The sequence below is a fragment of the Arthrobacter sp. MMS24-S77 genome, from assembly GCF_054888235.1.
On record NZ_JBTZRN010000001.1, the window covers coordinates 4,432,955 to 4,445,362 of the forward strand.

The 12,408-nt window shown below is 65.4% G+C and carries 13 protein-coding genes and 1 riboswitch; of the genes, 7 read left to right on the forward strand and 6 right to left on the reverse strand.

Annotation, left to right across the window (positions count from 1 at the left end):
• Window positions 1–32: 32 nt before the first annotated feature.
• The gene (locus ACX5I4_RS20470) at window positions 33–782 is read right to left on the reverse strand and encodes a TetR/AcrR family transcriptional regulator (RefSeq protein ID WP_461838288.1); all 750 of its coding nucleotides are present in this window, start codon (window positions 780–782) and stop codon (window positions 33–35) included.
• Between the two features lie 72 nt (window positions 783–854).
• Between ACX5I4_RS20470 and ACX5I4_RS20475 the strand changes: the two genes are divergently transcribed.
• Entirely contained in the window at window positions 855–1,253 is a 399-nt protein-coding gene (locus ACX5I4_RS20475; RefSeq protein ID WP_461838289.1) for a helix-turn-helix domain-containing protein, read from the forward strand.
• Window positions 1,254–1,260: 7 nt separating this feature from the next.
• Here ACX5I4_RS20475 and ACX5I4_RS20480 read toward each other — a convergent pair whose 3' ends face one another.
• On the reverse strand, window positions 1,261–1,854 hold the full coding sequence (locus tag ACX5I4_RS20480; RefSeq protein WP_461838290.1) for a TetR/AcrR family transcriptional regulator: 594 nt from the start codon (window positions 1,852–1,854) through the stop codon (window positions 1,261–1,263).
• A 99-nt stretch (window positions 1,855–1,953) separates the two neighbouring features.
• On the opposite strand from ACX5I4_RS20480, the gene ACX5I4_RS20485 reads away from it, so the two are divergent.
• Both ACX5I4_RS20485 and ACX5I4_RS20490 read left to right on the forward strand, forming a co-directional pair.
• Entirely contained in the window at window positions 1,954–3,027 is a 1,074-nt protein-coding gene (locus ACX5I4_RS20485) for a flavin-containing monooxygenase (RefSeq protein WP_461838291.1), read from the forward strand.
• 140 nt (window positions 3,028–3,167) lie between these two features.
• Window positions 3,168–3,317: riboswitch (cyclic di-AMP (ydaO/yuaA leader) on the forward strand.
• Between the two features lie 2 nt (window positions 3,318–3,319).
• Window positions 3,320–4,402 carry a hypothetical protein gene (locus tag ACX5I4_RS20490; RefSeq protein WP_461838292.1) on the forward strand — a complete coding sequence of 361 codons (1,083 nt, stop codon included), beginning with the start codon at window positions 3,320–3,322 and terminating at the stop codon, window positions 4,400–4,402.
• A gap of 158 nt (window positions 4,403–4,560) precedes the next feature.
• On the opposite strand, the gene ACX5I4_RS20495 is transcribed toward ACX5I4_RS20490, so the two are convergent.
• Window positions 4,561–5,775 carry a PucR family transcriptional regulator gene (locus ACX5I4_RS20495; protein WP_461838293.1) on the reverse strand — a complete coding sequence of 405 codons (1,215 nt, stop codon included), beginning with the start codon at window positions 5,773–5,775 and terminating at the stop codon, window positions 4,561–4,563.
• Window positions 5,776–5,998: 223 nt separating this feature from the next.
• Between ACX5I4_RS20495 and ald the strand changes: the two genes are divergently transcribed.
• Both ald and ACX5I4_RS20505 read left to right on the forward strand, forming a co-directional pair.
• Window positions 5,999–7,117, forward strand: a complete 1,119-nt coding sequence (gene ald, locus ACX5I4_RS20500; protein WP_461838294.1) for an alanine dehydrogenase — start codon at window positions 5,999–6,001, stop codon at window positions 7,115–7,117.
• A 158-nt stretch (window positions 7,118–7,275) separates the two neighbouring features.
• The gene (locus ACX5I4_RS20505; RefSeq protein ID WP_461838295.1) at window positions 7,276–7,857 is read left to right on the forward strand and encodes a mismatch-specific DNA-glycosylase; all 582 of its coding nucleotides are present in this window, start codon (window positions 7,276–7,278) and stop codon (window positions 7,855–7,857) included.
• A gap of 41 nt (window positions 7,858–7,898) precedes the next feature.
• On the opposite strand, the gene ACX5I4_RS20510 is transcribed toward ACX5I4_RS20505, so the two are convergent.
• Window positions 7,899–8,468, reverse strand: coding sequence for a TetR/AcrR family transcriptional regulator (locus ACX5I4_RS20510; RefSeq protein ID WP_461838296.1), 570 nt, complete (start codon window positions 8,466–8,468; stop codon window positions 7,899–7,901).
• A gap of 95 nt (window positions 8,469–8,563) precedes the next feature.
• On the opposite strand from ACX5I4_RS20510, the gene ACX5I4_RS20515 reads away from it, so the two are divergent.
• Entirely contained in the window at window positions 8,564–9,559 is a 996-nt protein-coding gene (locus tag ACX5I4_RS20515) for an SLAC1 family transporter (protein WP_461838297.1), read from the forward strand.
• 96 nt (window positions 9,560–9,655) lie between these two features.
• Complete coding sequence (locus tag ACX5I4_RS20520) at window positions 9,656–11,140, forward strand: HNH endonuclease (RefSeq protein ID WP_461838298.1); 1,485 nt, start codon at window positions 9,656–9,658, stop codon at window positions 11,138–11,140.
• A gap of 25 nt (window positions 11,141–11,165) precedes the next feature.
• Here the strand turns inward: ACX5I4_RS20520 and ACX5I4_RS20525 are convergent, their stop codons facing one another.
• Window positions 11,166–11,855 carry a hypothetical protein gene (locus ACX5I4_RS20525; protein ID WP_461838299.1) on the reverse strand — a complete coding sequence of 230 codons (690 nt, stop codon included), beginning with the start codon at window positions 11,853–11,855 and terminating at the stop codon, window positions 11,166–11,168.
• Window positions 11,852–12,403, reverse strand: coding sequence for an RNA polymerase sigma factor (locus tag ACX5I4_RS20530; RefSeq protein WP_461838780.1), 552 nt, complete (start codon window positions 12,401–12,403; stop codon window positions 11,852–11,854). The genes ACX5I4_RS20525 and ACX5I4_RS20530 overlap by 4 nt, the downstream gene beginning before the upstream one ends.
• Between the last annotated feature and the right edge of the window lie 5 nt (window positions 12,404–12,408).

Genomic DNA, 12,408 nt, shown 5'->3' on the forward strand with positions numbered 1-12,408 from the left:
TGCTGGATCATTCCGCCCGCGACGAAAAAGGGCTACGCCAGGGCGTCGCGGACCGCGTCGAGGATCTGTTCCGTGCCTACCGTTGGATCCAGGACGGCAACCACGACGGCGGGACGGCCACTTTCCGCGGACGGCGCACCGGCCGCCTCGCTACCCGCCTCACCGGCCGAAACCCTGGCGAAGGTGTCAGCCAGCGCTCCCAAATCCCGCGCGAGCCGGGCGGTCAGCTCTTGGGCCTCAATTTCCCGCGCCTTGCCCTCGGTGTGCTCGCGGTCAACGGCCGCCCGCAGCCATTGGCGCAGGACGCCGTTGTGCACCGCGACTACCGACGCAGAAAAGGCCACGGCAGTGAGTTCCCGATTCTCGTCCTCGGGAAGTGCAGCCTGGAGATGACTTCGAAAAGCCCGCTGATAGCGATGCGTCATGACGAGTTCACGATCACGAAGGGCGGGTACCCGGCGCAGGAGCTCGTAGCGTGCCAGGGAGGTTTCCCTGTTGCCCATGTGGTGGTCGAAAACCAAGAGCGCCGCATCCACAACGGAACGTAACGGAGCCGCCGTCGTGCGCGAAAGCAGCTCCTGAACCCGGGCCAGAATCCGGTCGTGATCAGCGAAAACGATGTCCTCTTTGGAGCCGAACTTGCGGAAGAACGTGCTGCGGCTGATTCCTGCGGCATCGGCGAGATCGTCCACGGAGGTCGCGTCGTAGCCTTGCCGCACCAGCAGCTCGATTGCCGCGGCCACAGCGGGGCCTGGATCCGGATTGACGGGGTAGTTGACCATAGGCGTGAATCTAGCGCAGTTCCAACCAACAAGCAGTTCCGGGCAACAAATCGATGCGGCTAGGCTTCTGCCATGGCATTGATAGCTCCCCGCGTGACGCCTGGCCTGCCCGCAGACGACGCCCGGAACCTGGCGCGCTCACTCCAGGACAGCAACGACATCACGGTTTTCGTCGACGGCACGGTCCACCGGTTGCCAGATGAGGCGAGGGACGCCGTCGTCGATCTCCTCGGCCGGCTGGGCCGCGGCGAAGCGGTGACCGTCAGCAGCGTGGAGGAAATGCTCACGACGTCGCGGGCGGCCGAACTCGCAGGAATCTCGCACACCTATCTGCGCAACATGACCGATCGTGGCGAGATTCCCGTCGAATACCGTGGCACGCACCGCCGCATCAGGCTCGCGGACATCATGGCGTGGCTGGAGACGCAGAAGAAGAAGGCCGTGAGCAACGAGGAAACCACCAGCGAGTAGCGGAAGGCTACGCGAGGGCCGCCTTCAGCGCCGCGTGGATCCAATCCCGGTACCGCTCCGGTTCCCAGCCGAAATCCAGGACCAATGATCGATAGGTGTCCGGGTGACCGACCGACCAGATCAGGGCCGCTGCTTGCTCATCATTCATGCCGGAGGTCAGTGCGCCGCGTTGCCGGAGCGCGTCCGCCGCTTCGGCGTAGTTTCGCAGCCGGAGCTCGGCCCGGTCCTTCAGCACTTTGGCCGCTTCAGCATCGACGGCGGACGCCTGCCTCATGACGCTGAACAATTCGCTGGTACGCGGGTGCACCTCAGCGAACCAGTCAGCCAACAATGCAATGACCGCACCTGCGTCGGCGGCTGCGGCTGTCCGCTCGCGCATGGTCTCCGGAACGGAACGCGGGGCCTCCGGGCCCGCAGCCGTGGCATCGACCACGGCCGAGAGCAGCGCGGTCTTGTTGCCCACGGAGTTGTAAATGGTCTGGATGGCCACGCCAGCTTCCTCGGCAACGGCCCCGATAGTGGTGGCCACGTATCCCCTGCTCAGGAACAGTTTCCTGGCGGCCTCAACCACCGCAGCTTTAGTGGCGACAGCTTGAGCCATTCGCCTGTCGTTGTGCCGAATCTCCACGGAAAAAAGAATAGCATTCCAGTGACTGGAATGCTATTCTAATCGTGCCAGGACACCTCAGGAGGCTTCGCGATGGACAGCATTGAGCCAGTGAACACCGTGGTTGTGGGGGCCGGACAGGCGGGGCTCGCCACCGGATTCCACCTGAAGAAACAAGGGCAAGACTTCCTCATCCTGGATTCACGGGCCCGCACAGGCGATGTGTGGCGGAACCGATGGGACTCCCTGCGGCTGTTCACCCCGGCACAGCACGACTCCCTGCCCGGCATGCCGTTCCCCGCCGACCGCGGCACCTTTCCCGGCAAAGACGCCATGGCCGAATATCTCGACGCGTATGCCAGCAATTGGAACCTCCCCGTACGTCACGGTGTCCGGGTCACTGGAATCGAGCGCGAAGACGGGCGATACCGAGTCCAGTCAAGCTCCGGAGCGATCCTGGCCAAGAACGTGGTTGTTGCAACGGGCCCGAATGCGCACCCAAGGACTCCAGCCTTCGCAGAGGCCTTGGACCCCGGCATCCACCAACTGCATGGCGCAGAGTACGCCAACCCGGACTCCGTTCCGTCCGGAGATGTCCTGGTGGTCGGCTCCGGCACATCCGGCGTCGAAATCGCGCTGGAGCTCGCACCCACGCACCGTACGTATGTTGCAGGAAGTCCACCGTTCCACATTCCGGGCCCAGTGACGCGATACGCCGGAGGGCTTTGGTGGCTCTTCATCCACAATGTATTGAACCGATCCACCCCTATCGGCCGTAAAGTTGCGGTCGGCTTCACCAAACACGGCGCGCCCCTGATTCGGACCTCAACGAAAGAACTCGACGCCGCGGGAGTCACCCGCCTGCCACGCCTGGCCGGCACCCGCGATGGCCAACCCCTGACTGAGGACGGCAGGACACTCCCGGTCTCCACCGCGATCTGGGCAACCGGTTACCAACCGGAGTTTTCTTGGATCCAAGGACTTCCCGAGGACGAGGACGGTTGGCCGCTTACCTGCCGGGGCGCCGTGGAACAACTGCCGGGGCTGTTCTTCGTGGGCATGCCATTCCAATACGGACTGACCTCGGGCCTCGTGGGTGGCGTCGGCCGGGACGCCGAACACGTCGCCGGGCTCATCGCCAAGCAACCCGGAGCGCGGCAGGACTAGATCCGCGGGCGAAATCCCGCGGAATACCGGTCGCCCGGCCCGTTATCTAAATGTGACATTGCTGGCCGGCTGTTGTACCGTCGAAGGGCGACCCAATCCCCAGCTGGGCCGCTTCCGGGTTGACGCCGAGCTCTGCCGCAACCCGGATTCCGCTAGATCCGCGGCAGAGACGGGGGACCCAGAGTCTCCGGGCCTACTTCTCCACAGGCCCTTGGGGTGAAGCCGCCTTGGCGGCCGGACGGCCTCGTCCGAACCCGACAGCTAACCTCGAAGGCGTTGAGAGGCAATCACCATGTCCCCAACCATGGATCAGCCTCGCCGTGCCCACGTGGCGCGCGAGCGCACCAAACCAACCGGACGCCGTCGGGCCCAAGACAGCGGAACGTTCATCCCTGAGCCGGCACCCACCACCCCGACGAACCTGACGACGCCGGCACCCACCACGCGAGCGGCCGCCCGCGCGGCCGAGCGGGAGCGGGCCGCCCGGGCCAGCGAGACCGGGGACCTTCCGGCCCCGGCACCCGCAGCGGCGGAACCAGCCACCTCCCCGGAACCAGCCACCGCGGCCATTCCGACGGTGGCAACAACGACGGTGGCATCAACGACGGCGGCCCCCGCCACCGCGGCCCTCCCGACAGCCGTACCAGCCACCACGGTGCCCACGGCTCCCACAGCTCCTCGTGCCAGCTTCACTCCGGTGTCCTTTGCCGGTTCGTCGTTCAGCCGGGAACCACATGCAGTCCTGAAGAAGGCTGCGACCATCCGGTCCATGAGCAACCGAATGGCAGTGGTGGCCGGAGCCCTTGGCATCTTGTTGACGGCGGGTTCCTTGGGCCAAGCCCTTGAGTTGCCCTTCTTCGGCCAGGAATCCCAAGCCCAGGACGCGGACAGTCAAAGCTCCGTACAGCCCGAGGTTCCTTCCGCGGAGGCGAGCATCTCCCCTGATGCAACGGCTTCACCCTCGGCAACCGCAACAGCCGCCAAGGCGGGTCAAACCGCGGCAGGCCCGGCGCGAGGTCAGCAAGCGCCCGCCGTCGAGCCGTCGAGTGCGGGGACACCATCGGTCTCCATTCGGGTTCCCTCCGTCATCCCCTCAGCGCTGCCCCCAAGCCTCACACCGGTGCAGCCTGCTCCGGTTCCCAGCCCGGCTCCGCCGGTCACGGTCACTCCAACCCCGACGCCGACCCCAACGCCGACCGATCCGCCCTCACCAACACCTACCCCGACCGACCCGTCCTCGCACACCCCGCCTGGTCAATCGAAGCCGAAGCCGCCGGTTAATCCCAGCAGCGCACCGACGCCTTCGCCGGAGCCCACTCAGCCGGGCTTCGACCTGGGAGCGATTTTGGACGCTGCGAGCGGGGTCTTTAGGTGAGGATGGGACAGCATCGAACATCTTCCATCCAGTGGCATGGGCGGTGCTGCCAAAGCAACCGGACCGCAGCAGTCCGGCACCGCCCGGACCGCTGGCGCTGCAACCTTAAGCTGAGGGCTTTCAAGCGTTAAACCGGCGCAGCTCAAAAGACAACAACCTCAAATCCGCGGGCGCCCCGCCCAGCGGCGCGCTTTGAGCGTTGCGTGGAGTTCGAGGCGGATAGCGCCGTTCAACGGATCAGCACCAATGAGCTGCCGGACCCTGGCCAGCCGGTTGTAAATGCTGCTCCGGTGCAAGTGCAGCTTCGTTGCCACGTCCTGGACCGAACCGTCGCTGTCGTAAAGCAGTTCGAGCACGGGCAGGAGCTCGCCGTTGCGGTCCGCGTCCTCGATCGCCTGAAAATGCGAAGAGCCAGAATCATCCCAGCCGCCGGGCGCCTGTAGCCGTTCGAACAACTGGTAGATGCCGGCCGAGCGACTGTCCACGAGCTCGCCGAGTGGAGGATCGACGGCGGCAGCCTGGGCCGCGAGCTTCGATTGCCGGTAGGCCCGCCCTAGTTGGCGGACCACCGAAAACGGCTCGCTGATGCCCAGGATGACCCGGTCCACCTTCCGGCCGGCCCGTTTGGCGAGCTCGAGCTGATAATGGACCAGGACTTGGGCGTGCTCCGCCCGTCCGCCGGTTTCGCGGAACAGCAGGACCGAATGAGTCTCGGTGCCGGCGCTGAAAAGCACCGAATCGACGCCGATAGTGGCCTGCAGCGCCGCAGAACGATGCGTCAGGGTGGCCGCGATAGGATCGGCGACGCCGCGGCTGTCCTCCGCGTCGAGCACGGTAACCAACTGCCACGGTCCCCGGCCTTGGATCTCCTTCCATCCGGCCACGGCCGCCAACGCGTTGGATTCTCCTTGGCACGCCGCCAGGAATTCCTGCTCGCGGCGGCGCCGGAACTCCGACTCGGCAGTATTGGAATCGAGCAGCAGTCCCGCCAGGAGGTCCAGCTCGTCCCGGACGCCCGGCAGTTGGGCGAGGATCGCCGTCGCGGTCTGCTCGTCAAGGTCCTGCTGGACCCAGAGGTACCCCACCCGAAAACCGCGCACCAGCAGCGGGACGCAGACCCGCCCCACCATGCCGAGTTCTTCATTGGCGGGTACGACGACGGGACGCACCGCAGTGGCGATGCCGTGCGAAAGCTGCCAAGCACTGACGTCCACCGGGACTCGTTTGCTGAGGAGGAAATTCACTCGCACGCGATCTGCGTGGGACTGGTTGGAACTGTAGGCGAGCAGGACGCCGTCGAGGTCTTCCAGGGAGAGTCCGCGGCCCAGTTTGAGTGCGACGTCCTCGACGATCTTCTCCACGTCCTGTTGCATGCAGAAAAGACTACTTTGCCCACCGAACATCAGGCGACATCTGACGCCCCGGGATTCGACAAATGTCGAGCCTTGGAAGGCAAAAACCCCGAAAATCCAAGGAAGTTCACGACGGCTGTCATCGCCCTTCGTGTCGCCTGGCTCACAGCGGATTTATTCTGGAATCACAGTCCCCGCAGAGAAAAAAGGCCGTTGAAGCCTTTCGAACCATGGAGCCCAAAAAATGATTATCGGTGTCCCCAAAGAGATCAAGAACAACGAATTCCGCGTTGCCATCACCGCAGCCGGGGTCAACGAGTTCCGTACCCACGGACACACCGTCCTGGTGGAGCGCGGCGCCGGCCTGGGCTCCGGCATCACCGACGAGGAATACGCGGTTGCCGGCGCCGAGATCGTGGCCGAAGCCGACGACGTCTGGGCACGCGCCGACATGGTCATGAAGGTCAAAGAACCCATCAAGGCCGAGTACCACCGCTTCCGCAAGGGCCTCATCCTCTTCACCTACCTGCACCTGGCCGCCGAGCCCGAACTGACGCAGGAGCTGATCAACTCCGGCGTCACGGCCATCGCCTACGAAACCGTGCAGGAAGGCCGTACCCTGCCCCTGCTGGCACCGATGTCCGAGGTCGCTGGGCGACTGTCGGTCGTCGTTGGCGCTTCCTCTCTCATGGCCCCGGCCGGCGGCAAGGGTGTGCTGTTGGGCGGCGTTCCGGGTGTCCGCCCGGCGAAGGTTGTTGTCCTCGGCGCAGGTGTTGCCGGTACGAACGCCGCCGCAATGGCCCTGGGCCTCGGTGCCGATGTCACCATCATGGACATCAACATCAACCGCCTGCGCGAACTGGACGCCCTCTACCAGGGCCGCCTGAAGACGGTCGCCTCCAACGCCTACGAGATCGAGAAGTCAGTCATCGACGCAGATCTCGTCATTGGCTCCGTGTTGATCCCGGGCGCCAAGGCTCCCAAGCTGGTCACCAACGAGTTGGTCTCCCGCATGAAGCCCGGTTCCGTGCTGGTGGACATCGCCGTGGACCAGGGCGGCTGCTTCGAGGACACCCACCCCACCACCCACCAGGAACCCACGTACAAGGTCCACAACTCGATCTTCTACTGCGTCGCCAACATGCCCGGCGCCGTTCCGAACACCTCCACGTACGCGCTGACCAACGTCACCTTGCGCTACGCGGTGGCACTGGCCAACCTGGGCGTCAAGGCCGCCTTCGACCGCGACCCCGCCCTGGCAGCTGGCCTTAACGTCGTCGCCGGCAAGGTCACGCATCGCTCGGTTTCCGAGGCGCACAACCTGCCCCTCGTCGCCGACTGGCACAACCTGGTTTCGGCCTAGCCTTAGCGAGCGCGACGGCGGTTTGACGAGCCCGACGGCGGGGTGCGGCTTCCATGGGAAGCGGCACCCCGCCGTCGTGGTTTTTGGCGAAGACGGCCCCGGCCTCGCATTGTGAAACACCGGTGGCCCTCCGCTTCCGGAATCCCGAAGGTGGAGTGATGGGATTTAGTCGGTCTGCCCTTGATTCGTTCCGAGGCGGGAGCCTGCCGGACCTACTCGGGGACCACACACGGCTTTTGTTCGTCGGCATAAATCCCGGCCTGCGCGCCGTCGCGGTGCAGGCGCATTTCGGCGGCGGGAGCAACCGCTTCTATCCTGCTCTCTACCGGGCGGGCATCGTCGATCGGCGGATAGATGCTTCGGCGGGCTTCCGCCCCGAAGACCTCGCGCATCTGCGTGAGCGTGGCCTCGGCATCACGTCTCTGGTCGCGGGAGCGTCGGCGCGCGCGGACGAACTCACCGCAGAGCAGCTCGTCGCTGGAGCCGAAGCACTCTCAGAGCGCGTCGAACGCATCGCTCCGGCAGTGGTGGCGGTATTGGGAATCACCGCCTACCGGACTGCGTTCGCCCGGCCCCGGGCAACGGTCGGACGTCAGCAGGGCCATCTCGGCGGCGTCCCCGTCTGGGTGGTCCCGAACCCGAGCGGCTTAAACAGACACGCGAGCCTGGACGACCTGGCAAACGCGTACCGAGAAGTCGCAGTCGCATCCGGCATCGAACTGTTCACAACATCCGTATGACCGGCACGCTGCTCACGTCTGATCGTGGATTCCTTGCGACGTCACAATCCGTCGACGATGCCGTCGACGACGGCGCGGAACCTCCCCGACGCCATGCCTGCCTTGACGAGCACACTGAGCCCGATCACGGAGGCAAGCAGTTGGCTGGCGGCAGTGCCGGCATCGCGATCCACACCGAGTTCTCCGGACTCTTGTCCTTGCACGATTGCTTGCCGAAACACGGCTTCGATCTGCGTGAAGAGGTCGTCCGCGATGCGATTCACCTCGACGTCCGCGGGGCCGAGCTCCGCTGCAGCATTGACCATAACGCACCCCCGCTGATGCTCGCCCATGCCAGCAAGGACAGTCATGGCCCCTTTGAGACGAGGCCGGACCGGCCCAGGCGTTGAGAACAGCTCGGCCAGGTACTCGAGTCTTTTCAGGCTATAGCGTCGCAGGGCACGCAGGAACAGTGCGTGCTTGCTCTCAAACGTGTTGTAGAGACTGCCTTTGCCGATGCCCAGCTCACTGGCCAGTTCCTGCGGCGTCGTTCCGGCGTACCCCTGACGCCAGAACAGATCCATCGCCCTATCGACAGCCTCAGCCGCCTCGAACTGCATCGGTCTACCCATGGAAAAAGAGTAACCCGCATGATATTGTACTTCAAGGTCAAAAACTCATTTTTCGACCACATCTGGATCCAGCTGTCCTTTCAGGAAGGCACTCCTTGTCCATTCAACAGCCCCGGGCACACGTCACCCCGGTAACAGGCCTGCGCACGCGCGTCCCGTTGAACACGCTCGCCATCCCACTGGGCCTGGCCGGCCTCGCCCAGGTCTGGTCCGTGGCGGCTTCCGCGCTCGGTGCCCCGTTCGAGCTCGGGCAAGCGTTCTGGCTGGTTGCCGGGATCTCCTGGATCTGGACCATCGCGGTGCACATGCATCGCGGCAAGCGCACCGGCCAACCGCTCTCTCATCAGCTCACGCACTTCGCGCAGGGTCCTCTTGCGGCATTGCTTCCCATCGCCGCGATGCTGCTCGGAGCGAACCTTCACCGCACGATTCCGCTGGCCGGAACTGTGCTGACGTTGATCTCCATGGGCGCCGCGGCCGCGTTCGCCGCATGGATTCTAGGCTTCTGGATGCGCGGTCAGTTGCCGCTTGAATCCGTTCATGGCGGCTACTTCCTGCCCATCAGCGCAGCCGGTTTAGTCGGTGCACTCGCCGCGGCTCAGGCGGGGCTTGACTGGCTCGCCGTCGGAAGCTTCGCCGTCGGCATCTTCTTCTGGCTGGTGATCTCCGTGTTCTTCTTCCTCCGGCTCGCGCTCCGTCCAACGATGCCGGCACCGCTCCTCCCGACACTTGCGATCATGATGGCTCCCCCGGCCGTGGCGTCAGCGGCGTGGCTTACGATCTCAGGCGGCCAGCCGGATCATGTGTTCGAGGGGTTGACGGCGATCACGGTGCTGATGGTGCTGATCCAGGCGACACTCTTGCCGCGCTACAGCGCGCTGCCGTTCTCGCTCGGGTTCTGGTCATTCACCTTCCCCGTGGCGAGTGTCGCTGCACTCGCCATTACCTGGTTGCACCTCCTCCAACCGCCTGCCTGGCAGGCCATCACCATTGGAGTGCTCGCCGCCGTTACGCTCCTCGTCGTATCGATCGCGACGAAATCGATCCTTCTGCTCAACGCCACGACCCGCGCGGCACGGCAACATTCGTAGACAACATCACTGAAAGTCCTTCCGACCTTCCGGGTTTTTCGATTGGACGGGTTCTATGGGCCTAAAAATGTCGTAGGTCCCTGAAATGCTTGGTTTATGGCCGGCATTCGGGGAACACAGCTGATCGGACCAGGCGCGCCAACCGGCGGCACGGCTTCGGATGCCCCGGTGTCAGATACCTGGGTGCGGGATTTGATCGATGCCGTTGCCTCGTTCCGGCCCGACGCCGGCGGCACCGAACCGGGCGGGGGCACCGAACTGATAAGACAGTTGCGTGCCCTGGAGGACCTGAAGTCCGCGGCCGCGGCTGCACAGGCCCGGATCGCCGTCGCGTTCGACGCCGCCCAACGCAGCGCCGACGCGGCTGCGGGTGTTCCGGCCGAGGAGCAGGGACGCGGCGTCGGAGCGCAGGTGGCTTTGGCCCGGCGGGAGTCCCCCGCCCGCGGATCCCGGCTCCACGGACTCGCGAAAGCCCTCGTCACCGAAATGCCGCACACCCTCGCCGCCCTCGAGACCGGCCAGCTGAACGAGTGGCGGGCCACCCTGCTGGTGAAGGAAACAGCCTGCCTGTCCGCCGAAGACCGCTGTGCGGTGGACGAGGAACTCGCGGCCGACACCGGAACCTTCGACGGCGCCGGGGACAAGGCGATCATCGCGGCGGCCCGGACCGCGGCGTACCGGCGGGACCCGCGCTCGGTCACCCAGCGCGCTGCCCGTGCCGCCGAGGAACGGCACGTCAGTCTCCGCCCGGCACCGGACACCATGACCTACCTGACCGCCCTGCTTCCCGTCGCCCAGGGCGTGGCCGTGCACGCGGCCCTGTCCCGGCACGCCGACACCCTCCGCTCCGGAGGGGACACCCGCACCCGCGGACAGGTCATGGCCGACACCCTCGTCGAGCGCACCACCGGCACCCCCGCGGGGATTTCCGGGGTGGAGGTCCAGCTCGTCATGACCGACCGGACCCTCTTCCAGGCCGACAGCGAACCGGCACGCCTGCCCGGCTACGGCATCGTCCCCGCCGGCTGGGCCAGGACCATGCTCACCGCGAACCACAACCAAGCCGGGCCGGAGCGGGCGCAGGATCTGAAGATCTGGCTCCGGCGCCTCTTCACCGCTCCGGAGACCGGTGATCTTGTCGCCGCGGACTCCCGGGCCCGGCTTTACCCGCCCGGACTGCGGCGCTTCATCCAGGCCCGCGACGACACCTGCCGGACCCCGTATTGCGATGCACCGATCAGGCATTTCGACCATGTCGTCCCGTGGCACGACGGCGGACCCACCAGCCTGGACAACGGGGCGGGCCTGTGCGAGGCGTGCAACCACACCAAAGAACTCCCCGGCTGGACAGCACGAACCCGGACAGCACGAACCAGCCCCGGCAGGAGGCACCTCCTGGAAATCCGTACCCCCACTGGACACCACTACCGGTCAACAGCCCCGCCCCTACCCGGAATCGGGATACAGGGCACTGGCCCGCCCCATACCGTCGCATCAGATTCCAGACACCACCGGCGCGCGCTCCGACACCAAGCCAAAGCACTCAAATACGCCCGCGTCACTGAACTAGAAGCCGCCTAAGCAGCTCAGCCGAGCACGACGCCAGTTACGGCTTGGCCGGGTTGCCCGGGAGGATCTCCGAAGGAACGGGCTCAGGCAACGGCAGCTCGGGCGTAGGGACCACCGGCGTCGGGATCGTGACAGGTCCCGGACGGCCCTTGGCAATGTCTCGAAGTCCCTCACGCGGATCCGAGCCGGACCCGGGGGAGGTAGTGGAGTGCGGGGCTGGATGCGCACTGCTGCTTGGAGCGTCGGAGCTGGTGGGCGCCGTTGTGGGCGCCACGGGAACGCTTGTCTCGCGAGTGGGCATCTGCTCTGGACGCGTCCCCTGCTGTTGCGGAGCGTTGCCGCCCGATCCCGGAGTGAGCTGGGAGACGACCGATCCCACGACGGCGCCTAAGTGTTCAATCGTTCCCTGAATGCCGCCGTCGGAGGCAGCAGCTGCGGTAGCCCCAGCGGCGAGGGAAGCCGCAACTGCTAGTGCTGCGATGCCGGCACGGCGCTTACGACGGCGGCGCGCGGCCAGCTGGTCGATCGGTGCGGCGGTTACCGGGACGGCCGCAACGCTCGCAGGCACCATCAAGGCTTGCACAGCCGCTGATGGCTGCGGCCGGCTATTTGCAAGGGCGCGCAGTTCCAGCAGCTCGGTCCGGATCTCGTGCGCTTCGTCGAGCCCGGCTTCAGCAAGCAGGCGGTCAACGCCTTGCTCCCCGAAGGATGCGGATTTTTCGCTCATGATGTGCCATTCCTTAGTAGTGCACGTTCTCTCAGTGCACTCAATGCCCTGCGCTGCAACTGCTTCACGGCTCCTTGGGACTTGCCCATGATGTCCGCTGTTTCTTCCAAGGACAGGTCCGCCACGACCCGTAACGCCAGGACCTCGCGGTAGTCGGAGTTGAGGTCGGCCAGTAGCTCTGTCACGCCCAGCCCTTCCCCGTGCCCGAATGCTTGATCCTCCGCCGAAGGCGTTCGCCGCGCGTCCAGATCGGGCTCATAGGGCGCGGCATCAGGAGTGCGCTCCCGCTTGCGGTAGTGATCCACCATTCGGGCGTGCGCGATGGAGAAGAGCAGAGTTTTGGCCCCTTGGAGGCCTCCGCGGAGGGAATCCAATTTGGGATAGAGGGCCAGGAACACGTCCTGCGTGACTGCTTCCGGGTCATCTACGCCACGGGCGCGCAGGTATCCAAAGACCGGTCCGGAAAAATTGTTGTAGGCAGCCGTGAAGAGCAGTGCGGGATCGTCCTCGTCCGCCTGCAAATATTCATCAGCCAAAGGGTCAAGCACCCGCG

Coding starts and splice junctions, on each gene's coding strand:
- ACX5I4_RS20495 (WP_461838293.1), bottom strand. CDS start 5,775: ATGCAACAGGACGTGGAGAAGATCGTCGAGGACGTCGCACTCAAACTG.
- ACX5I4_RS20505 (WP_461838295.1), top strand. CDS start 7,276: ATGGGATTTAGTCGGTCTGCCCTTGATTCGTTCCGAGGCGGGAGCCTG.
- ACX5I4_RS20485 (WP_461838291.1), top strand. CDS start 1,954: ATGGACAGCATTGAGCCAGTGAACACCGTGGTTGTGGGGGCCGGACAG.
- ACX5I4_RS20510 (WP_461838296.1), bottom strand. CDS start 8,468: ATGGGTAGACCGATGCAGTTCGAGGCGGCTGAGGCTGTCGATAGGGCG.
- ACX5I4_RS20475 (WP_461838289.1), top strand. CDS start 855: ATGGCATTGATAGCTCCCCGCGTGACGCCTGGCCTGCCCGCAGACGAC.
- ACX5I4_RS20490 (WP_461838292.1), top strand. CDS start 3,320: ATGTCCCCAACCATGGATCAGCCTCGCCGTGCCCACGTGGCGCGCGAG.
- ald (WP_461838294.1), top strand. CDS start 5,999: ATGATTATCGGTGTCCCCAAAGAGATCAAGAACAACGAATTCCGCGTT.
- ACX5I4_RS20470 (WP_461838288.1), bottom strand. CDS start 782: ATGGTCAACTACCCCGTCAATCCGGATCCAGGCCCCGCTGTGGCCGCG.
- ACX5I4_RS20480 (WP_461838290.1), bottom strand. CDS start 1,854: ATGGCTCAAGCTGTCGCCACTAAAGCTGCGGTGGTTGAGGCCGCCAGG.
- ACX5I4_RS20525 (WP_461838299.1), bottom strand. CDS start 11,855: ATGAGCGAAAAATCCGCATCCTTCGGGGAGCAAGGCGTTGACCGCCTG.
- ACX5I4_RS20520 (WP_461838298.1), top strand. CDS start 9,656: ATGGCCGGCATTCGGGGAACACAGCTGATCGGACCAGGCGCGCCAACC.